The following is a 22,908-nucleotide window of genomic DNA, read 5'->3' as shown; positions in this document are numbered from 1 at the left end:
ACCAAATCACCATGAACTTAAACTTAAAAGTAGATAAAACCCACCGCTACGATGCCATTGTGGTGGGCTCCGGAATGACCGGCGGGATGGCTGCGAAGGAACTTACAGAAAGAGGTTTGCAGGTTTTAATGCTAGAACGCGGCCGGGAAGTGAAACATATTGAAGATTACGACACGGCGATGAAAGGTCCGTGGGAATTTCAGCACCGTGGAAAAATTTCTATTCATTCAGCGGAAGAATATTGGGCGAACAGCCGTTTTGGAAATCTTGCAAATGAAGAAACCGGTGAATTTTTCACAGATGACTTAAAAAATCCTTATATAGAAAAACGGCCTTTTGACTGGATCCGCGCCTATCATACCGGCGGAAAATCCATGCACTGGGGCCGCCAGTCTTATCGGTTCAACAAAAATGATTTTGAAGCAAACGCCAAAGAAGGCATCGCGATTGACTGGCCGATTCGTTATGAAGATCTGGAACCCTGGTATACACATGTAGAAAAATTTGTAGGTATCAGCGGACAAAAAGAAAATCTGGAAGTTTTGCCGGACGGCCATTTTCTTCCTGCTATGCCCATGAGTGCGCCTGAGCTTTATTTCAAAGAACAGATGATGAAAAAGCTTAACCGGCCTATCACCATCGGTCGCGTTGCGAATCTTACCAAACCTCAACCGTGGCATACAGAACTCGGAAGAGCTTCCTGCCAATATCGTAGCAAATGCAGCAGAGGTTGTCCATACGGCGCTTATTACAGCTCCCTTTCCGGATCAATCCCGGCCGCGAAAAAAACGGATAAACTTACTGTTTTGCATGATAGCATTGCCAGTGAAATTATTTATGACGAAAAAACGCAAAAGGCTACCGGCGTTCGGGTTGTGAATCAGAAAACATTGGCTGTGGAAGAATATTTTGCCAAAATTATTTTCCTTAACGCCGGCTCGATGAACTCGGCTGCGCTTCTTTTAAACTCAAAATCACATCGTTTTCCAACGGGATTTGGAAATGACAGTGATCAGGTGGGCCGAAATATTATGGATCATCATCTTGGTGTTGGAGCCAATGCAACAGTGGAAGGTTTTGAAGATGATTACATTTTCGGACAAAGACCGAATGCACTTTATATTCCAAAATTCAGAAACTGGGGAACGGACAAACGGGATTATTTACGCGGATTTGGGTATCAGGGAGGCGCAAGCAGAAGTGACTGGAAACGCGGAATTACAGCAGACGGATTTGGCGCGACGTTCAAAGAAGATATGACAAAACCGGGAAGCTGGGTTATGGGTTTTGGTGGGTTTGGTGAAGTTTTGCCGAATCCGGAAAACCGTATGTTTCTGGACAAAGACAAAAAAGATCCTTACGGAATTCCTATGATCGTTTTCGACGCGGCTTTTGGGCAAAATGAAATCGCCATGCGGAAAGATATGATGAACGCGGCCGTTGAAATGCTGGAAGTTGCAGGTTTCAAAAATGTGGCCGGCTTTAATCGTCAGGATACGCATTTGGGATTAGGCATCCATGACATGGGCACAGCGCGTATGGGAAAAGATCCAAAGACTTCGGTTTTAAATAAATTCAATCAGGTTCATGCAGCTAAAAATGTTTTTGTAACGGATGGAGCTGCTATGGTTTCATCTTCCTGTGTGAATCCTTCTATTACTTATATGGCGTTAACGGCAAGAGCCGCTAATCATGCGGTGGAAGAATTGAAAAAACAAAATTTGTAGAAATAAGGTAAAAAATAACCACAACGGACGCTAAGTTTTACACAAAGAAGTGCAAAGATTTATTTCAATTTTTCCGGAAATAATCGAAATACAATGTAAGATTATTACATCTTGTGCTCTTCGTGTAAAACTTCGTGTCCTTTGTGGTAAAAATCATTGGATACAGGCTCTTGCTATTTGGAAACTTCCAAACGATAACCAACCCCATGCACAGCACTGATTTTCACATTTAAATCCTCCGCCAGCATTTTTCTCAATCTGGAAACGAAAACATCAACGCTCCTGCCAACCACAATTCCTTCATCTTCCCAAACTGATTTTAGAATAAAATCTCTTTCCAAAACCTTGTTTTTATTATTGGTAAAAAGATGAAGAAGCTTGGCTTCCCTGTAAGTCAGATTATAAGTTTTGCGTTCTGAGATCAAAATTAAATTGGTCATATCCAATGCAGAATTTCCGAAATTTATCTTGTTATCGATATAATCGTCCGATGGATCATTAACCGGATTAATATCCTTCGTGCTTCTTTTCCAAACAATAAAACCCAATCCTGCAAGCAAGCTCCCTACTGGCAAAATCCACCAGTTACTGGTTGCAGACGCAGTTTTTGTTTCCGGATAAAAACTTACTTTCAAATTATAACAACCAGCTTCCAATTTTCGTCCGCTGCACGGCACTCCTTTTTTTTGATTTAAATCTTGAAAATTATACCCCAAAACAATCGTGCTGTTTTCGCAACGAAGTACCGAAACATCGTAACCCCGATCTATCCCATGAATTTTCAATGATTTTTGCAACAGATCGGGAAGCTTATCATAATCAAAAAGTTTATCAATCCTCACTAAAAATGTGTTTGCATCCTGCTGTTGAACCGGCGTAATTCCTGATGTAGAATCTCCATTTTCAACAAGTAAAAGATGAGCAGTGCGGCGCAAAGCAAGATTTACTTTTTCAGAAAACCTGACAGAATCATTGTTCCCCGTCACTTTTTCGAGCGCAGAAAATATCAGAAAAATCATCACTAAAAAAGTGACTGTCGCGGTTGTTTTCAATCTGACATCTCTGAAATTCATCCTTTCGAAATTTTATTATAAACTTAGCAAAACGACGTGAATTAACATCCTCCCTTGTTTTTATTCAAAAATGGAAACCAGTTAAATACAGGGAACAACATAGAATAAGTGACATATATTATTTTCCTACCCGAAATATTAGTTTTGTTGGCAGGTTCAATAATGATATCATCCCCCACTTTCGCCGATTTTAAAATCTCGGTCAACTCAATACTACGAACTGAAAAATTATGTGCGTAAGCATTAACATCAACGATTTTCCCCTCTCGTCTAAGATAAGCGAAAAATTGCAATTCGGTTTTAGGGCCGGATTTCGAATTTATGTCGATCAAAGTCAAACGCCCATTTGTTGCGTGGATAAAATTTTCAGGCTCTGCCAATTTTCCATTAAGAAGTAATGAAATACCATTGCTCGTACCATTTTTAGGTAATGCGTCGGAAATTGAAATTGTGAATACACAAATGAGAACCATCGTGAACTTCGTTATTATATTTTTCATTTTGGAACGGATTTATTATAAAACAAGAATTTCATTATGCGGCAAAGCGTATTGACTGTCTGTGGTCATTAAAACAATCGCGTCTCCTTTTTTACATTTTTTTAGAATATTCTGGATAGCGATCTGTTTGAAAGCTTGGTCGGAAAACATAACCAACGTTTTAGAATCTTTGTCGCGGATGGCAACCTTGAACACGATTTTCTCAACTGGTTTGTTGGTAGTCGGTCCAAGTTCGGCGGTGTATACGGTAAGCTCTCCGGTAGCCTTTTCGTTGACAGTACTTTTACCTTTTGTACTGTATTCCGTCACGATCATCTTGTCATTTAGAAAAGCAGCGGAACAGTTTGTGAATTTGTTTTGGGCAAATAATGGGTTAGTAATGGCTAATAAAAATAGGCAAGGGAGATAAAATAGATTTTTCATGATCCTTTTTATTTAAGTTAAACAAAACCCGGAACCGGGCATGAATCAAATGTATCAGTAGAAAATATGCTGACCTTGAATCACGTGTAAAAGATTGTAAATGAAATGTAAAAGATTTATTTCCATCTATTTCGTTGTTAACCGTCACTTGAAAATTCGTCCCTATTAAAAAGAATCATATCTTGCAGCCTTGTTAAAACTAAATTTCCGATGTCTAAAAAAATAATTCCCCTACTCCTGTATGTCCTGATTGCGGGTACTGCTTTTTCTCAGTCTGCAATTGGATTAAAAAAAATAGCTCCATTTCAAATCACACTTGCGAATGGAAAACCTTTTAATTCTTCGCAGCTCGGTCCAGGTCCGGTTGTGCTGATGTACTTTTCACCCGACTGCGATCATTGCCAGAATTTCACGAAGGCACTGCTTAAAAATTATACGGTGATGACCAACAAGCAATTGGTTATGATTACTTTTCAATCCATGGAAATGATCAAAAAGTTTGAAAAAGATTATAATCTGGCCGCTTATCCAAACATTAAACTTGGTACAGAAGGAACAAGTTACCTTGTTCAGAAGTATTATCAGATCAGATCTTTTCCTTACCTGGCAATGTATGACAAATCCGGAAAATTGGTAAAAATCTACGAAGGAGAGCAACCATACGCTGAAATATTCAAAACTTTGAAAGCATTTTAAGGTTATATAGTCTGTTTTGTAAAATAAAATGCTTCGCCCAATTCAATGGACGAAGCATTTTAACTTTAAACTATGTCACCCTTTCAGGGTTTGACTTAATTTGTTTGACATGCTATTCTACAATAATGTCATCCTTTCAGGATTGCTCCCTACAAAACCATCTCATTAAATAACTTATCCAACGTCAAGCCCGCATCTTTACAAAACCCGGGATGGACTTTTGAAGTTTGGACAACAGTACTTCGGGTGGCGGTTAACCAGCGAAAACGGGAAGCAATCGGTAACTTTCCAATCGGCCCGGCCGTTTTCCCGCCAATACAAATCCGGCTTAAAGCTGCCAGATAATCTTCCATTTCAGAAATATCAAGCTTTCCCGAAAAAGCACTAAGGCGTTCAATGTCCAGATTGATTTTACTTTGTAAAAACCCCTGTTTCGGGCAGTAGAGAATTACCCCTACATTCAAAAACTCTTCGCGCTCGACTCTCGGTACGACGCGAATGACGGCGTACTCAAATAAGTGATGTTCTTGCATTCTGCGCTTCTTTTACAAATACTTCTGACACTGAAATTCTTGAAATTAAAAATTTGGCATAAGCCTGACGATGCTCATCCGCTGTTTCAAAAGGAGCATCCTGAAGCAGCCATTCGTCCGGAATGATTGAAACAATAGAATTGATCAAATCATCGGTTAATAAAGATTTGAAAGATTCATTAACTAAATCAAGTTCTGAGGCTCGTGGTAACAATACATGATCTTTGATCTGAACAAAGGGACGCCTTGCCTGTTCCTCCCAGTTGGTCCAGGAATGATGAAAATATAAGGACGCGCCGTGGTCAATAAGCCATAATTCTTTATGCCAGATCAACATATTGGTATTTCTAGCCGTCCGGTCTACATTGGTCAAAAGACAATCCAGCCAGACAATTTGGGAGGCAAGTTTTGGATCAACCGTGGTTACCTGAGGATCAAAAGTAATTGCGCCTGATAAGTAATGCATCGCTAAATTCAATCCTGTGCTCGCCTTCAACAAATCCTGAATTTCTTCGTCCGGCTCTGTCATACCAAACATTTCATCCAGATTGGCAAAAACAATTTCAGGCATTCTGAATCCTAATGCACGTGCAATTTCCCCGCCTATTAACTCCGCAATAAGTGCTTTTACACCCTGCCCGGCGCCTCTGAATTTCAATACATATAAAAAGTCATCATCCGCTTCTGCAATCGCTGGCAGTGATCCGCCTTCACGTAAAGGGGTCACATAACGTATCACATTAACGGTTCTGAGTTGAAGTCCGTTTTTATTCATAAATCTTGTTTTTGTATCAATATGATTTTACAATAAAGCAAAACGATTAAAAAATCAGATTCTTTGGGGCGTAAAAGTAGTTGATTTAGGGTAAAGTTTTTGAGGATTAAGAGAATACAATTTTAAAATATTGTGAGTGATTTTGGGCTGATTAAATTCAATTATTTCGGTGCTCCGCACCTATGGAAATGAGAGAATCATTAATTTTTTCTACAAGTATTTTGGTGCTCTGCACCATTAATAATTGTAGCCTTATGAATGCAAACAGATATTGAAATCCAGGCAAAAGGCAACACAACCAAATAATAGCAGCCAGCCAGATATAGGAATTCCAGAAAAAGGTGTGACGCACCCAATATTTGAAGCCAAAAAAAACGATGAAGCCTGATAAAAGGTGCAGCGCACCGAAATAATTAAAAGATAACCATCTAATTAAATTTCGGCTCCAACCAAAGGGCCGAAAAACATAAAACAAACGTCAAAAACCAGATCCAATCCGGGATTCTGCTTTCATTTAAATGTTGTAACGCTTGATCTGAAACTTTAACCACATCATTCAATTCTACTTGTAATTGTAATCTCGATTTCACAAACTGATCAACGATCTTACTCTTATAATAATCATTGAAATCCAGGCTGTCAGTTATATTAATTTCTGAATCATCGGACAGCTTCAACCAGGAGGATTCGGAAGGAATGAAGCTTACATCAGCACTTTGTTTGTTGATCGCCGAGTAATTCAGATGCAGCGTATCGGCACCAAGAACCATTGAAACAGGATTATTGATAAGATTATTAAATTTTAAATCAGTTTTAAATCCTTTATAAACCGGCGAATTTACTTCTACATTTGATTGGTAAGCAGGATGGATAGCTGCGATAACACTTGTCCAGATATTTCCGTAAGAAATACTATCGCCGTTAAGTAAAGTTGGAAATGTTTCATTTAACAAGCTCACGGCAACTTTACCAGTGGTCTTTTCAACAGCAACAGGATATTTGGAAACCGTCATATATCCATTGGACTTACCAAAATCAAAGGGCAATTTTGAAAGCTCACCAATAACCGGTAACGCTTCTTCATTGGATATCTTCTTAATCTGAAATTTGGTACCTAATGCACTATTGATTGATGTAATATCAGATGAACCATTAGAAAGATTGATAAATAAAATGCTTTTGCCAGTTGCCAGGGCCTTTTTAACCTCCGCATTGGATGCATTTTTAGGATCGGTGATAATTACATCAGGCGTTCCTGTTTTATTAAGTGTCAGCTTGCTTCGGATATCTTTTGACAAATTGGTTGAAATCTCAACCGAATTCCCCCGGTTACCCAACCAGGTCGCAAGGCTTCGGCTTTCGAAATCCGGGTTATCCAGTATTATCTGAAAAGTCAGAGGCGGTAAAGGGCGGGCGAAAAACTGAATTGTCTCTTGATGATCATCGCCCAGATACAAATCAACTTTTGTCCTTTTTTCCGTAAAAACGGGAAAAGATAAATCAAAAGTTTGATTGCCTTTTTCCAGTTTTACACTGTCCAGCGTCTGATTGCCAAACTTAACTTTTGCCCATTGAGCATCCGAAGAATTAACCGAGCCTATGATACGCTGAACTTGTCCTTTTCTAATGATTCCGTTCCAGGAAATCGATTGGATAACATGATCAGAAAAGTATGGAATCCGGTTAATAATAACGGAAGTCGTTATTTGCTGACTGAGATCTGAAAAAAATGCGGGACTAAAATCCTGTCCGACAAGCGTTAATGTATCAAAAGATTTCCCCTTTAAATTACCTTCTGAAAATACCTCACGGATATGTAAACTATCCTGAATTCTTTTTATTTCTTTGGAAGGAACGTCCTTTCCTGCAATCATTACTTTACCCGATAAAACAATACTCCGAAAGATCGGCTGAAGTACAAATCCGGCGACGGTCAACCATAATAATAAGTTTAAAGCAATTCTGATTCCCATTTTCTGCTTCGAAATATCCGGACCGGAACTTCGCAGCAAAAGCCATATCTGTCCACTTCCGAGAAGGATAAGAAATAAAATCAAAACCAGGTTTAGTGGTTCTGACCAGTTGAAATCAAATGCAATCATACACTAGTTCCGGATATTTTCAGCCGGTTTCATTTTAGTTTTTTCCAAAAAATATTTTCGAGTTTTTTTTCGCTGACATACGAACGGCCACTTTGTACGTTGGCTCCGGCGCGTTTGTATAATTCCGTTTTGAGCTGCTGTTTTTCGGTCGCTGAAATTTGTTTTCCGCTAATCAATTTCTGCAATGCGCCAAGTACGGACCAATTTTGAAGTCCGCCATTGAAAGGTCCGCTATTCATAAGGCGATCCGATAATTGTGTTCCTGCAATCTGGAATTTTGCACGTTGAGAAGAACTCAGTTTGTCATATTCCAGATAACCCAAAACCTCAGCTGCCAGCTGCTCGGTTCTCGTTAGACTGATCATTTTTTCCTGACTGAAATTCTTGCTAAGATCAGTCAGTTCACCCGTTAACCGTTTTTCCTTTTCCTTGATCGGAGGCGGATCGTAACTGCTTTTCTTGACAAATGCGCGGGCTTTATGCTGCGCTTGTTTTAAATATTCAAGCGCTTTTGTTTCAAAAGGAATGGCTTTTTCAGGCTCGTACATACGTAAATGCAGTTCCGACTGCCACATTTGTTCCAAAGCCATTTTCAACAAACTTTTGGTAGATTGTTCATGAAATGTGTTTACATCTGCATCGTCATGTGCGTGTCCATACTGCTCAATTAATTCTGCCATCGCATCCTTGGACCCACTTTCCTGATTACCTCCGCCATGATCGTGATGTGATTCTTCCGGCTGAGATTTACGGTTTTCCGCAGCTTCTCCTTCTGAATCGGATTTGTGGGTAAAAGCGTCCAGAATATTTCCGCTGCCACTTTCTTCATGCGCCGCGCCGCCTCCGCCACCAATATTTTGTTCAAATTCTTCTCCTAAAAATTGCCCGTAACGCAAACGGAGTACTTTTTGGTCAAAACCAATTTCGTTGGAAGTACTGTTAAATTCTTCCTTTTTGATTTTTTTCCTTTTTGCAATCAGCTTTTCAGTATCAATAATAATCTGACGCTGACTTCGGAAATATTCAGGGACAGTATTGACAGACATTGTCGAGAGTTCAGATTCTTCGACTTTTGCAGTGTCTTTATAAACGACGAAATAGGTATCTGATTTTGTAAAATTTGCTTCCGGTTCTTTGTTATCAATCGCTGCCCAGTAGTAATAAAGTTCGTCGCCAGGCGTGAAATTCAAAGCTTTTAAATCGATTGACTGACTTAGCTTGGCTTCCTTGAAATTGCCCGGTGATAATGGAAATTTCATTTCTCTAAACTTAACATTTTCGCCAGAACCGCGAGCCAAAGTAGCAACGATAAAAGCAGTTTTCACTTTAAAGTCATCCGACATTTTTGCCGAAACCTGAATCGTTTTATTGTCTTTTAGATAATGATATTGATATAATTCTTTTGAATCCGGTTCAATTTTCGGAGCAAGATCGGGTTGCGCTTCCAGTTTGTAAAAATCAGACTGATAAACGAGCGAATCTTTCCAATAGGCCTTAATCGAATAAAGTCCGGAACCAGTCAGCTTATCCTTGTATTGAAAAATGCCATTTGCCTTTTTGAACAAAAGCTCATCACCACGATTATTTGCCAATCGTACCGATAAATTATCCTGATGACTGAAAGTAACATCCCAATTCAAAGCAGAACCGATGATCGCACTTACATTCAAGTCAGCAGATTTCTTGGTTGGGAGTGCCGTATAAGAGGGTGGATTAATTGTAATACTTGCAGTTTCAAAAGAAGGAGCAATAAGAATATTTACTTTTTCTACGTTTTTCGTTGTATTCAAAACCGCACTCTGACTTCCTGTTGAGAAATTCATGTGCGGATACAAATTGTAAAAAACCAGCGAAAAAAGGAAAATCAGACCGTACATCATGGTTCCGTCATACAGATTCCGGTAATGGAAATGACCTGCGGAAACATTTTTACTCAGCCTGTCCAACTGCAATTGTTCGGCAATATTCAGCTCGTCTTTTTCCAATAAATGCAAACTATATTCTGATTCACCAACCGTTTTATGAATCAAACTGATCGCCTGCGGTTTTTTATTTTGATATAACTTTGTGATGTAAGCGCCAATTCCCAAGCCAATAATAGAAGCTAAAACGGGAGCGATCGGCGAAGTTTGCTTGAATACCGACGTCAGTACAAAAGCAGAAACCGCCAGCAAAAGACAGCGAATAAATGCATTCGCGTACAGCTGCGTGGTGACTGAATTGATTAATTTTTTTAGCTCATACATAACTTTTCTGTATCGTTTTCTTTAAAGCCATCCAGCGTTCAAGAATTAGTAATGCGATAAAAAGAATAAGAAGCCAGGGACGTAAACTACCTTCCATGTTGACTTCCAAAGGTTTAGTCTGCACAAACTGTGCCTTTAATTGTTTTTGACTGATCAGCTTTTGGGGTTCATTCAGTTTAAAGTGTGAGATAAGTAAGTCGCCAAGAAATTCTGGTAATTGCCCGGAATTAACCATCTCGGATGTCTGGATCCGAAGTGAGTCCTGTAATTGAACAACGTTTGAAACAAGACTTTGGTTACCGGTATCCGATTTTCCGGATAAGACATACAATACTTCCGGATTGGTTTTGGCTACTTTTTGATCTGTTAATACGAGATCATATTTCTTATCACTAATATTTTTAAGGTCAATTTCCATCGGTAACGAATATACTACGGACAAAGAACCAAGAGCCGCCTCGACGGTTTGTTGTTCGGCTTTGTTTTTATACTCAACCAGGACATTTAATTTTCCTGCATGAACTGGCGTAGATTCCAGCCTCGGCAAATTATCCGATTGGCCGGGACTTGCAGCTGTGAGCAGGCCTTTGTTGACAAACAACTTTTTGCCTTCTCCTAAGTCTAAAAACTTGTGAGAATAATTTTGGGAAGAATCTGTTAACAAATGCAATTGGTAAGCTTCCGGAATGTAAATTTTTGGCATATCCAGCAATTTCTGATTGCCAACCAGATACAGATCAAGCTTCGCTCCCGTCTTGCTTACTTTGTTAATTACTTCCTGAAGATATAAAACGCCTTTGTTTCTTGGGTTTGAAATTGAAGACAGATCTTTTATTTCTTCACTTTCAGGATTTATCCAAAATACTTTATCTCCGTTTTTTATTGCCGTTTCAATTTCAAAACGATAATTATTAACCAGATTCACGGATGGTTCAACCAGGTGTATCCGCTCAGCATGTTCAATTTGTTTAAACCATTTTATAACCGGCTGACTTAACAAAACCGTCAAAATCAAAATTAGAAAACAACGAACGACCAATAGCGGAAGATCATCCAAACGAAAGCCTCGGCTTTGCTGCTGACTTTTATCGATTAACCACTGCATGGCGGCCCAGTCCAGTTCTTTCCCTTTTTTCTGATGCCAGAAATGGATAAAAATTGGTATGGCTATCGCCAGCGCGCCCCAAAACATGAAAGGTTGTAAGAAATTCATTAGCCTTTCCTTCTTGTTAAAAATTCTTTTAAAACCATTCCCAGCGGATCGCTTAATTTGGCCTGAACCAGATTTACATAAGGAATCCGCAATTCTTCTTCGAGCATATCAAAATACGCTTTTGAAGATTCCTTGAATTTGTCTCTAACAGCCTCTGCCTGTAATTCTATTTCTTTTCCGGTTTCCAAATCCTTGAAACGGTAAAAACCGGTCAGGTTAAAATCCACTTCATTATCTCCCAAAATCTGAAAAATAACGATTTCACGGCGCGGACTTGCGATGGATTTTATCAATGTGAGCCACTCCTGACCTACCTGAAGAAAATCCGTTACAAAAATCAGTTGCTCCTGACTTTTCGTTGCAAATTCGGGGAATTGCAACTTTCCATTTGAAGCAAAATCTGTTGTCCATTCTCCTGAGGCTGTCGTTTTTTGCAATCCAAATAATATTTTGTTGAAAGCCTGTTTACCAGAACTTGAAGCTCCGCTAGCCATGCTGTTTACTTTTCCATCTTGCAATGAATAAAGACTCATCTGGTCATTTTGTATGTAACCAAGATAAGCCAGCGATGCAATAAGTAATTTTGCATATTCCAAACGGCTCATTCCGTTTTCAGCATAATTCATTGAACCGGAAAGATCCAGTAAAAACCGGATTTGTCTGTTACTTTCAGCAGACGATTCTTTTACAAGATGTTTGTCCGTCCTTGCATATAATTTCCAGTCAATCCGTTTCGGGTCATCGCCTGGTTCATAATGACGGTATTGTTCAAACTCAGTCCCCATGCCAGAACGTTTACTGGCATGTACACCCAGCATAAGTTCTTCACTCACCAGTTTTCCAACCAGCTGAAGGTTCCCAAGTTTGATCAAATCCGAAGCAAGAAGCCCGGTACGTTTTTCTGACATAAGTATTATTTGCCTTTTGACAATTCGCAAAAATGGATATTAATCAGACTTGGTTAACCTCTCACCAAGTACTAAAAGCTAATAGCTACCCGCTATTTCAATGTTTTAATTAAATCTCCAATCACATGATCCGACGTAATACTTTCCGCTTCCGCTCTGAAATTCATTGAGATCCTGTGACGAAGAATTGGAAAAGCCAGCGTATGAATATCTTCCGGAATGACCGCAAAACGTTCATTTAAAACCGCTCTTGCCTTTGCGCAAAGCACAAGTGCCTGTCCCGCTCTTGGGCCAGCCCCCCAATCACACCATTGTTTTACAAATTCAGAAGGACTTCCATCCGGCCTTGTCGCCCGAACCAATCGGTTTATATATGAAATTTGATCTTCACTGATATGAACTTGTCTGGTTAACTTTTGAAGCTCGATAATGTCCATATCACTAAGCACCCGGTCAATTACCACACCTTTGGATCCCGTCGTATTTTTCAATACATCAAGCTCTTCCTGTTCACTCGGATAGCTCAGTTTGATATACAAAAGAAAGCGGTCAAGCTGTGCTTCCGGCAATGGGTAGGTGCCCGATTGTTCAATCGGATTTTGTGTAGCTATGATCAGAAACGGATTGGGTAATGCGTAATTCGTCCCTGCATAGGTTACGCTTTTTTCCTGCATCGCCTCCAGAAGTGCCGCCTGTGTTTTTGGCGGTGTCCGGTTAATCTCATCCGCAAGGACTACGTTCGCAAAAATGGGTCCCTGGTTGAATTTGAAAAACTTCTTCCCGGTATCATGATCTTCTTCCAGAATTTCAGTGCCAACAATATCTCCGGGCATTAAATCCGGCGTGAATTGGACACGTTTGAAACTCATATGCAAAGCTTCGGACATTGTTTTCACCATCAGCGTTTTTGCCAGTCCCGGTACACCTTCGAGCAAACAATGGCCACCGGCAAGAAGTGATATCAAAATTTCATTTATCGCATCTTCCTGTCCTACAATGACTTTACCAATTTCTTTTTTAAGAAGCGGCAGCTTCGCTACCAAGGCTTTATAATGGGTTAGTTCCTGTGTTTCCAATCGTTAAGCGGTTAAAGCATACATGACAATATTGACCCCGAATCTGGTATTATCGACGGCCAAAAAACGTTTATTTCTAAAATCATAATCCCACTCACAGCCATAATCCTTATTGCTGTAAAGTACACCGATGCGCCCATTGATCATTACCGCTTTCAGATAATCATGTACCAGATCATCTCCCCAGCCGTTCAGTTCAAAAGCTGTGGTCGGCGGGCCATCTTCAAAATGGAAAAAGCTGTTATAGATCGGATGATTATTGGGTATCTTTTGTAAAGCTTTGGGACCAAATGTTCTGGACATTTCCTGCTCAAAGGATTTAGCAAATAACCCGTCTATATCGTGGTTACAATCGTCTACAAACACAAATCCTCCATTTTGAACATAACGTTTAAAATGGTCTCTTTCCTGCGTTGAAAACTCGACAAGTTTGTGGCCGCTCAGGTAGCAAAACGGACTTTTGAAAATATCATTACTGCTCAGCAGCACCACCTTTTCCTTCTCATCAATGGGGATGGTGGTATACTCCACGAGCGAATGCAGCAAATTTGAAGGCATGCGCTGGTCGGTATCCCAGTTTCCTGAGGTATACTGAAGACGGGTGAAGAAAAAAGGTTTCATAGGTTAAGTAAAAGTATTTGCAGCGGAAAGTGATCCGCTGCAAATAAAAATTTATACTGCGTCAGATAGTGACGAAAATGTAAATTCACGGATTTTCATCGGCGGCATCATGTAATTCTGGTTTGATTCCGTGCTGACAACCCGCTCAGGTTTCCCCAATGTTTCAAGGTTATTGAGCATGATCACCGGACTTTCATTGAAACGGAAGTTTTTAACAGGATGCTTGATTTTACCGTTTTCGATATAAAAAGTACCGTCCCGTGTCAATCCCGTAAGCAACAATGTTTGCGGATCCACTTCGCGGATGTACCATAATTTAGTTACCAGAATACCCTGTTTCGTAGAAGCAATCATTTCTTCCAAAGTCGCGGTACCACCGGCTACGATCATGTTATTAGGAAAAGGAACTGCTTTAACACCTTTCTTTTGTGCCCAGTAACGTGAGTAAGCCATGTTTTTTACGACACCTTTTTCGATCCAGTTCACCTTTTCCATCGGTTGGCCGTCACCTGCCCAGGGAGCAGATGGCAACTCGGGATGCGCAGGATCTGAATAGATGTTAACTCTTTCATCCACAATCTTTTCGCCAAGCTTGGTTTTCCCACCTTGTTTGCTCAAAAACGAACGTCCTTCGTCAGCACTGCGTGCGTCCATATTGAAAAATATATTTTCCAATAAAACGGCCGCCGCGGTTGGTTCAAGAATAACGGTATATTTACCCGGCTCCAAAGCTTTTGCTCCTACCGAACCTGTTGATTTTTGAATCGCGATTCTGGTAGCAGATTCGGTATCCAGTTTTGTAACGTCGCTATATCCTTTCGCCACATAACCAGAACCCGTTCCATCAGGCGTTCTGACAGTTAGTGAAAAATTGACATCCGTACTTGGATAATAGGCAAAAAGCTTTTTTGAATTAAGCATCGCCGAATAACCGTGCGTATCTTCCCAAAAACCAGCCGCTGCTAAATTCTGAGCTCTCGACAATTCAAGACTTTTAGCCACAGCATCCGCACGAAAATCAGGCGTGATATTAGCCGTAGAATCAAAAAAACCAGACGACTTTTTATATTGCTGAGGAGTTAAAACGCCAACATACTCCGGATTTTCCGGTGCCAGCTGGGCCAGTTCTTCCGATTGGCGAACTACTTTTTCAAATGCTTCATCACTGAATTCATTCGTTGTAGCAACTCCTACCTTTTTCCCGAAAGAAGACTGAACGATCAGATTCTGTGTGATCTGCGCACCACTCGTGGAAACTTCGTTACGTGCATAACGCAGATTCCCCCGCTTTTCTCCCGATATATTAATCTCGCATTCATCCGCTTTTGAGTACTTCAAAACCTTCTGTAACAATGCTTTCGCTTCTGCTTCCGTTAATATCACTGACATATTTCAGTATTAAATTTTTCTGGCTGTATTGATAACGTTAACACCGGCAAATCTGGCAGTCGAACTACCATGAGAAACCGCGCTCGATTGTGATGGCTGACCTTTTCCGTCGAAGAAAGATCCACCCAAACGATAATCACGATCATCACAAACCTGAACACATGAGTTCCAGAATTCCTGCGTGTTGGATTGATATGCCACATCTTTCAACATACCAACGATTTTTCCGTCTTTGATCTCGTAGAACAATTGTCCGCCAAACTGGAAATTATAACGCTGTTGATCAATAGAAAACGATCCGTCACCGATAATATAAATCCCCTTTTTAACGTCCTTGATCATGTCTTCAACCGAAAGCGGTGTTTTTCCGGAAGCCAGAGAAACGTTGGCCATACGCTGAAACTGAACAGAACTCCAGCTATCCGCATAACAGCATCCATGTGATTCTTTTTCACCAATAATTTTAGCCTGATCGCGGATTGCCTGGTAATTCACCAAAACACCATCCTTAACCAGATCCCATTTCTTGGTATTTACACCTTCATCATCCCAACCCACAGCACCTAAGGAACCAACCTGAGTTTTATCTGCAATTAACGTTACTTTATCACTTCCGTATTTGAAATTTTTCGATTGCCATTTATCCAAAGTCGCAAATGAAGTACCGGCGAAATTAGCCTCATAACCCAGTACACGGTCCAGTTCAAGCGGGTGACCTACCGACTCATGAATTGTCAACCAAAGGTGAGAAGGATCCAGGATCAGATCATATTTTCCAGCTTCAACAGATTTTGCAGACAATTTCATTTTAGCCTGCTGCGCTCCCGCCGTAATATCTTCCAGCATATCATAACCCATATTATAACGGGTTGTTACGCCAGTCACTTTATCTTTTGGATTTACCTGCAAGTAGTCATAACCCATTCCCATCGGGGAGCTTAGCGCATTACGGGTCTGGAATTTTCCCGATGCCGGATCGATCGCTGTAACCGTAAAGTTTGGCCACATGCGGTGAATATCCTGATCAATATAAGAACCGTCTGTTGAAGCAAAATATTTCTGCTCGTTCACCATGAAAAGAATCGAATTGACATAATTCGCACCGTTTTTCATCGCAGCGTCATTCACGCCAAGCAACAATTCAACTTTCTCCTTTACAGGAACTTCAAACGCATTTTTCTTTATAGGCGCTTTCCAGCTTACTTCGCCAAATCCTTTTTGGGGAGCCAGTTCAACCGGCTGTTTCATTAGTTTTGAATTTGCTTTTGCAATCGCAACGGCATCCTCTGCCGCTTTGGCAATTTGAGTATCACTTTTTGCGTCTGCAACAGCGGCAAATCCCCAGCAGCCATTGGCGATAACACGAATACCCACACCGTAAGATTCCGTATTTACTATATTTTGAACTTTGTCTTCTCTTGTAATAACAAACTGGTTCAGGTAACGTCCGATACGCACATCCGCGTAAGTTGCTCCTTTGGACTTCGCTGCATTAAGTGCTGCATCAGCCAGTCTCTTTTTAACAGCAACGTCAAGTCCCGGTTCTAAAAGTGCTTCGGGAGAAACCGTTCTTCCGTTGGCAAAACCTGGTAACATAAATGCACCGGTGCTAAGTCCGGCTATCTGAATAAAATCGCGTCGGTTCAAGTTAAGTCCCTCCTTTTTAGGTCAATAAATGATTGTATAAATAAACTTAGAATCCCTCCGTTTGTCTTAAACGGCGTCGGACAAGCTTGTAAAAGTAAAGTCCCGGATCTTCAATGGCGGAACAAGATTTCCGCCTTGGCGCATTGGTTTACCAGCTGCTTCGAGGTTATTGAGCATAATTACCGGACTTTCGTTAAAACGGAAGTTTTTAACAGGAAACTTGATCACTCCATTTTCGATATAAAAAGTGCCATCACGCGTTAGTCCCGTATAAAGCAATGTCTGCGGATCCACAGCACGGATGTACCAAAGCCGCGTTACCAAAATTCCTTTTTCAGTTCCTTTGATCAAATCTGCCAGTGATTCATTTCCACCAGCAAAAATAAATCCTGATGGAGGAGGAATCGCTTTCACACCTTTTTTCTCCGCCCAGTAGCGGGAATAATACATATTTTTCACAACACCATTTTCAACCCAAACAACTTTTTCCTGAGCACGACCATCACTTCCACCACCTCCAAAAGCAAAACGTCCGCCTCCTCCACCAAACGGAGAACCAGGAATTTCAAGATTTTGCGGATCAGAATAAATATTGACACGTTCATCAAAAAGTTTTTCTCCCAAACGGGTTCCACCTCCTTTTTTTCCAAGAAAACTTCTGCCTTCGTCTGCGTTACGGGCATCCATACTGCCCATCATATTTTGAAGCAGATCCACCGCAGCAGTCGGTTCAAGAATTACCGTATATTTTCCAGGCTCCAAAGCTCTCGCTTTTGAGGAAGCCTGAGCCTTTTGAATCGCTACTTCCGTTGCCAGAGCGACATCCAGTTTCGAAACATCATTAACATCACGAACAGCATAACCGGAACCTAAACCATCATTGGTTCTAACAGTGATAGAAAAATCAACAGAGGTAGCTGCATTATATCCAAACAAACCTTTGGTATTTCCCAAGGCGGCAAATCCTGTACTATCTTCCCAATATCCAGCCGCCGTAAGATCCTTTTTTGCACAAGGATCGATACTTTTAAACGCTGCTTCCGCCCGGAAATCAGGATTAATAGCAGCCGTGCTACCTGCGAAAGATTTAATATCTAAATAATTCTGCTGCCCAAGCATTCCTACATATTCAGGATTGTCAGGCGCCAGATGAGCAATTTCTTCGGCACGTCTAACCGTTTTTTCTAACGATTTATCATCAAACTCGTTAATTGTTGCAGTTCCCGATTTTTTACCAAAAACCGACGTAACAGAAAGTGAAAGATTGGTTGTTTCGCCACTGGTAGATACCGAGTTTCTGGCATAACGAATATTTCCCGTACGACTGCCGTTCAAATTGGCACTCGTTTCATCAGCTTTCGAAAAAGCCAACACTTTGTCAATTATTTGCTTTGCTTCTTCTTTTGATAAGACAGCCATGTTAGAAAAAATTTAATTTATAAACAGTCAGTTAGGCAGGAATCTCTTTTAATAATAATTGTAGTCAAATCAAGCTAATCTTCAAATCAAGAAAATCAAGATCATATTTTCCTTCCCGTATTAATCACATTCACGCCATCAAACCTCGTAGTCGCACTTCCATGAGCCACGGCGCTGATTTGAGAAGGTTGTCCTTTTCCATCAAAAAAAGAACCGAAAGTCCGGTAGTCATCTTTATCACAAATCTGCGTACAGGAATTCCAGAATTCCTGCGTGTTAGATTGATAAGCGACATCATCCAACATACCAACGATCTCGCCTTTTTTGATCTCGTAGAAAACCTGTCCGCCAAACTGGAAGTTATATCGTTGTTGATCAATCGAATAAGAACCAGCTCCGATAATATAAATTCCCTTTTCAACCCCTTTTATCATATCCATCACACTAAGCTTTTCCGTTCCGGGCCGAAGCGAAATATTGGGCATTCTTTGGAATTGTACAGAATCCCAGTTGTCTGCATAACAGCAGCCATTAGATTCCTTACCACCAATTATTTTAACCTGATCACGAATTGCCTGATAATTTACCAGAATCCCGTCCTTAATAATGTCCCATTCTTTTGCCGGTACACCTTCATCGTCAAAACCAACAGCACCCAAAGTATGCGGCTGGATTCTGTCGGCTACGATATTGACAAGCTTGCTTCCGTAATTGAATTTTTTCGATTCCCATTTGTCCAAAGTCGCGAAACTCGTACCGGCATAATTGGCTTCATAACCCAATACACGGTCAAGTTCTGTTGGATGGCCAACGGATTCATGAATCGTTAATCCCAAATGATTTGGATCCAGAACAAGATCATATTTCCCGGGCAAAACCGATTTAGTTGTAAGTTTTTCTTTTGCTTGTTTTGCGGCTAAAATAGCATCTTCCACCATATCATAGGAGCTTCTATAACCGACAGTACCATTTGGACCCGCAATTTTTTCAGAAGCCAGGCCATCCAGATATTCGTAACCCATACCCATTGGAGAACTAAGCGCACCACGGGTTTTGAATTTCCCGGCTGCTTTATCAATTGCGGTTACCGTGAATGTCGGCCAGATCCGGTGAATATCCTGATCAATATAGGAACCATCGGAAGAAGCGAAATATTTCTGCTCATTAACTGAGAAAATATTTGAAGTGACAAAGCCTGCCCCATTTTCCATGGCTTTGCCGTTTACTTTCATTAGTAAATCTATTTTTTCCGAAGTAGGAATTTCGAAAGTATTTTTCTTGATCGGCGTTTTCCAGCTAACTTCACCAACTCCTTTTTGCGGAGCTAAAACCACCGGATCCTTTTGAAATTTTGAGTTTGCCTTCGCAATTGCAACCGCAGTTTCCGCACATTTGGCAATTCCTTCAGGCGTAACATCACTGGTTGCCGAAAAGCCCCAGGTCCCGTTTGCAATAACACGGACACCGACACCAAAAGATTCTGCATTAACGATATTCTGAACTTGTTTTTCTCGTGTAAAAACAAATTGCTGCAAATAGCGTCCGATCCGCACGTCAGTATAGGTAGCCCCCTTACTTTTTGTAGCGTTCAGAGCAATGTCTGCATATCTTTTCTTCAGGGCAGCATCAATGCCTGGTTCAAGTAAATGTTCGCTTGATATAGTATTTCCAAATATAGGAACGGATGGCAACATTAATGCGCCCATTCCCATACCCGTCATTTGCATAAAATCTCTTCTTTTCATTCGTCCTAGCTAATCTTTATGAATATATGATGATGAAAAATGATATTTTTTAGCCAATTTATTAAAACCAGGATATTCTGCGCTCACAGCGTCAAGTTAGATAAAAACCTTAGAAAGGACAATTTTACCAAATTAATTTTTGCTTAATAATAATTTCACATCAACACAAAAAGATACAATTAAACATTTCCCATATAATCTATAATGGTAAAGGTTTGATAGCAATTAATTTCCCGGGTTTATGAATTAAGACTTTATGAATTGGAAAAAATGTGTTGAAAATCGAAGCAGCAAAATCTGGCCTTTGGGTTACTTTTTTTAAGCTTAAATCGAAAAGTCAATTATTCCTTTTAATTCCGGTTCGCTTACAATTCAAAATATTATATTGCAACGTATCAATTATTATCAATTTTCATGACATCGAAAAAATATTCTATATTATATCTTACCGATTTATATTTTGAAGCAAAAGGAAGAAAGTATTGCGAAGAGGATCTATATCTGACATCCAGACTTCGAGAACACTTTGATATATTGCTATGTCACCCTTGTGACTCTGAAAAGTTTGAGGAAATCGTTGATCTGATAATTTTCAGAAACACGGGACCGGTTATGCATTACAAAAATTACTTTAATTCATTTATTACAAGGATTAATACAAAAAAATCACCAACCTACAATGCCATGTCGGGCAAGGCTGATATGAAGGGAAAATCCTATTTGGCCAAGCTGACCAAAGAAGGCTATCCAGTGATACCAACCATTGAACATTTACAAGATTTGCCTTTGCTGCCGGAAAGTGACAAGTACATGATAAAACTGAAAGATGGAGCTGATTCCATTGGTATGCAGGTTGTTGACAGGGAAGGTTTAGTAGTAATTGAACTGGGCGGAAACATTATTCAACCTTTTGTCGATTTTGTTTATGAAGTTTCGTTTTATTTTATCGACAATGATTTTCAATACGCGCTTTATGCACCTGACAAGAGCAAAAGATGGGAGCTGGAAATATATGATGCAACTGCGAATGATCTTACTTTTGCAGATCGATTTATTACATGGAATACAGTAACCCACGGAATACAGCGGGTAGACGCGTGTAGAACTTCAAGTGGTGACTTGTTGTTAGTTGAATTGGAAGATTTGAATCCGTATTTGTCGCTGGATCTTTTAAGTATCGAAACAAGAGAAAAGTTTGTGGTAAATTTTATTGAATCGATCAACAAAACGATAGCTGAAAATGTGTCCGGATTATAATTTGATTAGATAATTGACCTTTAGATAATTCAGCCTTTGGCTTACCTTTAAATTATATACTTTTACCTCGGATTACTCTTATAATTTCCAGTAGTACTAAACAGTGAAAAATTGGATTTTTTACTGACAGATTAAAAACAGACACCAATTACTTTAAAATAAGACAGCCCTAATTAAATATGATTTCCAGTATTTGGAAGGAAACATGGCAGAAAAAAACATATAAAACTACTGTGATTTCCGGCTTTTTGATACTTTGTGTCATTTCCTGTTTTTTAAATCATTTTTTCCGGGCTATCGAAGTCAGGGAAGGTATTGCTTTAAATGACATTTTACTTTCCATATTGCCGGCAAAAGATTGCTCAGAGATTATATTTATCCTTATTTGGTCCTGTGTAGTGCTGGCGACGATTCGCTTTTTATATAATCCGATGATTTTTCTTGGATTTTTGTGGTCGTACGTGGCCTTGTGTCTTACCCGGATTATTACCATTACACTGGTTCCGCTCAATGCTCCGGAAGGATTGATACCATTAAGAGACCCTTTAAGCAATTATTTCTACGGGCAGATTTTCATTACCAAGGATCTCTTTTATTCGGGACATACTGCAACACTTTTCCTTATTTATCTTTGTCTTGAAAAGAAAAACGATAAACTTTTTGTCTTGTTTTCCACAGGAATCGTCGGTCTTTTATTGTTAATTCAGCATGTTCATTATAGCATGGATGTCCTGGCAGCACCATTTTTTGCCTATTTCAATTATTATTGCGCCAAAAGATTTTTGGCTACCAAACCTCTTTATGAAAATCAAAATGAGGTTATTGCAGACAAAGAACTTATGGAAGAAAATTGATTTTTCAGTATTCCATAATCATTTCTTTTTCGAAAGCCTTTACAAACTTCCCCACATGCACACCGTCACACAAGGCATGATGAACGTGTATTGAAATTGGTAAAAACAGCCTGTTTTCAATTTTATTAAATTTCCCAAAAACGATTTTAGGAACGGAATCAATATCCATTTTCTGTGCATGCTCAAAGCTGGAAAATCGGACAAGCGGAATTACTGAATAATGAATCAGACTGTTCAGATTAAAATCCGGTTTTAAACCATATCTGTTTTTTTCTTCTGAGATTTGACTTTCCAGTTCATTTTTAAACAAATCAAAGTCTTCCAGATAACTAAAATTGGCAAACCCAAAAGTCTCATTTTCTCTCAAAACTGTAACAGAACCTGAAATTTTTTCGTACTCAAAAACAGATCCATTTTCTATTCGCTGCCGAAATTCCGGGATCCGATTTGCTACAATTAGCGATTTATACAAGTAAAAAGTAGAGAAAGGAATGTTATATGTTTTACAATACTCATATGAACCCGTGCAATCAACTTCCGCGGTAATCCCCCAGAATGGCTGTTCAAAACCTCGAAAGAAATCAAAGTGCTCCTTTCTCTTCCAGCTTTCAATGTCTATTTTTGTCTTGTTTATTGTATCTTTCATTTGTGCAAATTGCAAGTTAAATTCGGTGGCAACTTTGCTCAAACGGATTAAAAATTGA

Annotated in this window: 20 protein-coding genes; 4 read left to right on the top strand and 16 right to left on the bottom strand. The window is 39.8% G+C overall.

The features are described 5' to 3' along the window. Positions 1 to 11 precede the first annotated feature (11 nt). Positions 12 to 1,727, top strand: a complete 1,716-nt coding sequence (locus FDK13_RS27770) for a GMC oxidoreductase (RefSeq protein ID WP_137343288.1) — start codon at positions 12 to 14, stop codon at positions 1,725 to 1,727. Positions 1,728 to 1,900: 173 nt separating this feature from the next. Here the strand turns inward: FDK13_RS27770 and FDK13_RS27765 are convergent, their stop codons facing one another. The 3 genes from FDK13_RS27765 to FDK13_RS27755 are packed head-to-tail and all read right to left on the bottom strand — an operon-like array spanning position 1,901 to position 3,723. Continuing rightward, positions 1,901 to 2,800 carry a winged helix-turn-helix domain-containing protein gene (locus FDK13_RS27765; protein ID WP_137343287.1) on the bottom strand — a complete coding sequence of 300 codons (900 nt, stop codon included), beginning with the start codon at positions 2,798 to 2,800 and terminating at the stop codon, positions 1,901 to 1,903. A gap of 41 nt (positions 2,801 to 2,841) precedes the next feature. Then, entirely contained in the window at positions 2,842 to 3,300 is a 459-nt protein-coding gene (locus FDK13_RS27760) for a hypothetical protein (RefSeq protein WP_137343286.1), read from the bottom strand. Positions 3,301 to 3,315: 15 nt separating this feature from the next. Continuing rightward, positions 3,316 to 3,723, bottom strand: a complete 408-nt coding sequence (locus FDK13_RS27755; RefSeq protein WP_137343285.1) for a hypothetical protein — start codon at positions 3,721 to 3,723, stop codon at positions 3,316 to 3,318. Positions 3,724 to 3,933: 210 nt separating this feature from the next. Between FDK13_RS27755 and FDK13_RS27750 the strand changes: the two genes are divergently transcribed. Continuing rightward, positions 3,934 to 4,419, top strand: a complete 486-nt coding sequence (locus FDK13_RS27750) for a TlpA family protein disulfide reductase (protein ID WP_137343284.1) — start codon at positions 3,934 to 3,936, stop codon at positions 4,417 to 4,419. Positions 4,420 to 4,568: 149 nt separating this feature from the next. Here FDK13_RS27750 and FDK13_RS27745 read toward each other — a convergent pair whose 3' ends face one another. From FDK13_RS27745 to FDK13_RS27690, 12 genes are all read right to left on the bottom strand, one after another. Continuing rightward, a complete protein-coding gene (locus FDK13_RS27745; RefSeq protein WP_137343283.1) occupies positions 4,569 to 4,952 on the bottom strand; it encodes a DUF3037 domain-containing protein in 384 nt (127 codons plus the stop codon). Next, positions 4,930 to 5,727, bottom strand: a complete 798-nt coding sequence (locus tag FDK13_RS27740) for a HipA family kinase (protein WP_137343282.1) — start codon at positions 5,725 to 5,727, stop codon at positions 4,930 to 4,932. Before FDK13_RS27740 ends, FDK13_RS27745 begins: the two co-directional genes overlap by 23 nt. Positions 5,728 to 6,155: 428 nt before the next feature. Then, positions 6,156 to 7,829: a hypothetical protein gene (locus FDK13_RS27735; protein WP_137343281.1), complete on the bottom strand. Its 1,674-nt coding sequence runs from the start codon at positions 7,827 to 7,829 to the stop codon at positions 6,156 to 6,158. A 29-nt stretch (positions 7,830 to 7,858) separates the two neighbouring features. Then, complete coding sequence (locus FDK13_RS27730) at positions 7,859 to 10,075, bottom strand: DUF4175 family protein (RefSeq protein WP_137343280.1); 2,217 nt, start codon at positions 10,073 to 10,075, stop codon at positions 7,859 to 7,861. Continuing rightward, positions 10,068 to 11,288 carry a BatA domain-containing protein gene (locus FDK13_RS27725; protein ID WP_137343279.1) on the bottom strand — a complete coding sequence of 407 codons (1,221 nt, stop codon included), beginning with the start codon at positions 11,286 to 11,288 and terminating at the stop codon, positions 10,068 to 10,070. The genes FDK13_RS27730 and FDK13_RS27725 overlap by 8 nt, the downstream gene beginning before the upstream one ends. Then, positions 11,288 to 12,196 (bottom strand): DUF58 domain-containing protein, encoded by a 909-nt coding sequence (locus FDK13_RS27720; protein WP_137343278.1) that lies wholly within the window; start codon positions 12,194 to 12,196, stop codon positions 11,288 to 11,290. Before FDK13_RS27720 ends, FDK13_RS27725 begins: the two co-directional genes overlap by 1 nt. Positions 12,197 to 12,288: 92 nt before the next feature. Continuing rightward, a complete protein-coding gene (locus FDK13_RS27715) occupies positions 12,289 to 13,272 on the bottom strand; it encodes an AAA family ATPase (protein WP_137343277.1) in 984 nt (327 codons plus the stop codon). A 3-nt stretch (positions 13,273 to 13,275) separates the two neighbouring features. Further along, on the bottom strand, positions 13,276 to 13,893 hold the full coding sequence (locus FDK13_RS27710) for a DUF4159 domain-containing protein (RefSeq protein ID WP_137343276.1): 618 nt from the start codon (positions 13,891 to 13,893) through the stop codon (positions 13,276 to 13,278). Between the two features lie 51 nt (positions 13,894 to 13,944). Further along, a complete protein-coding gene (locus FDK13_RS27705) occupies positions 13,945 to 15,282 on the bottom strand; it encodes a TldD/PmbA family protein (protein WP_137343275.1) in 1,338 nt (445 codons plus the stop codon). A gap of 9 nt (positions 15,283 to 15,291) precedes the next feature. After that, on the bottom strand, positions 15,292 to 16,929 hold the full coding sequence (locus FDK13_RS27700; RefSeq protein ID WP_137343274.1) for a TldD/PmbA family protein: 1,638 nt from the start codon (positions 16,927 to 16,929) through the stop codon (positions 15,292 to 15,294). A gap of 66 nt (positions 16,930 to 16,995) precedes the next feature. Then, on the bottom strand, positions 16,996 to 18,348 hold the full coding sequence (locus FDK13_RS27695) for a TldD/PmbA family protein (protein ID WP_137343273.1): 1,353 nt from the start codon (positions 18,346 to 18,348) through the stop codon (positions 16,996 to 16,998). 101 nt (positions 18,349 to 18,449) lie between these two features. Beyond that, positions 18,450 to 20,093 (bottom strand): TldD/PmbA family protein, encoded by a 1,644-nt coding sequence (locus FDK13_RS27690; protein ID WP_137343272.1) that lies wholly within the window; start codon positions 20,091 to 20,093, stop codon positions 18,450 to 18,452. A gap of 414 nt (positions 20,094 to 20,507) precedes the next feature. Here FDK13_RS27690 and FDK13_RS27685 point away from each other — a divergent pair, with 414 nt between their 5' ends. Together FDK13_RS27685 and FDK13_RS27680 are read left to right on the top strand one after the other, a co-directional pair. Further along, complete coding sequence (locus FDK13_RS27685) at positions 20,508 to 21,350, top strand: ATP-grasp domain-containing protein (RefSeq protein WP_137343271.1); 843 nt, start codon at positions 20,508 to 20,510, stop codon at positions 21,348 to 21,350. A 179-nt stretch (positions 21,351 to 21,529) separates the two neighbouring features. Next, positions 21,530 to 22,204, top strand: a complete 675-nt coding sequence (locus FDK13_RS27680) for a phosphatase PAP2-related protein (protein WP_137343270.1) — start codon at positions 21,530 to 21,532, stop codon at positions 22,202 to 22,204. 4 nt (positions 22,205 to 22,208) lie between these two features. On the opposite strand, the gene FDK13_RS27675 is transcribed toward FDK13_RS27680, so the two are convergent. Beyond that, positions 22,209 to 22,850, bottom strand: coding sequence for a CatA-like O-acetyltransferase (locus FDK13_RS27675; RefSeq protein WP_137343269.1), 642 nt, complete (start codon positions 22,848 to 22,850; stop codon positions 22,209 to 22,211). Positions 22,851 to 22,908 lie beyond the last annotated feature (58 nt).

Origin of the sequence: Dyadobacter frigoris (assembly GCF_005280585.1) — a bacterium.
In the GTDB taxonomy this organism is placed as follows: Bacteria; Bacteroidota; Bacteroidia; order Cytophagales; family Spirosomataceae; genus Dyadobacter; species Dyadobacter frigoris.
This window is presented reverse-complemented; position numbering and strand designations above follow the sequence as displayed.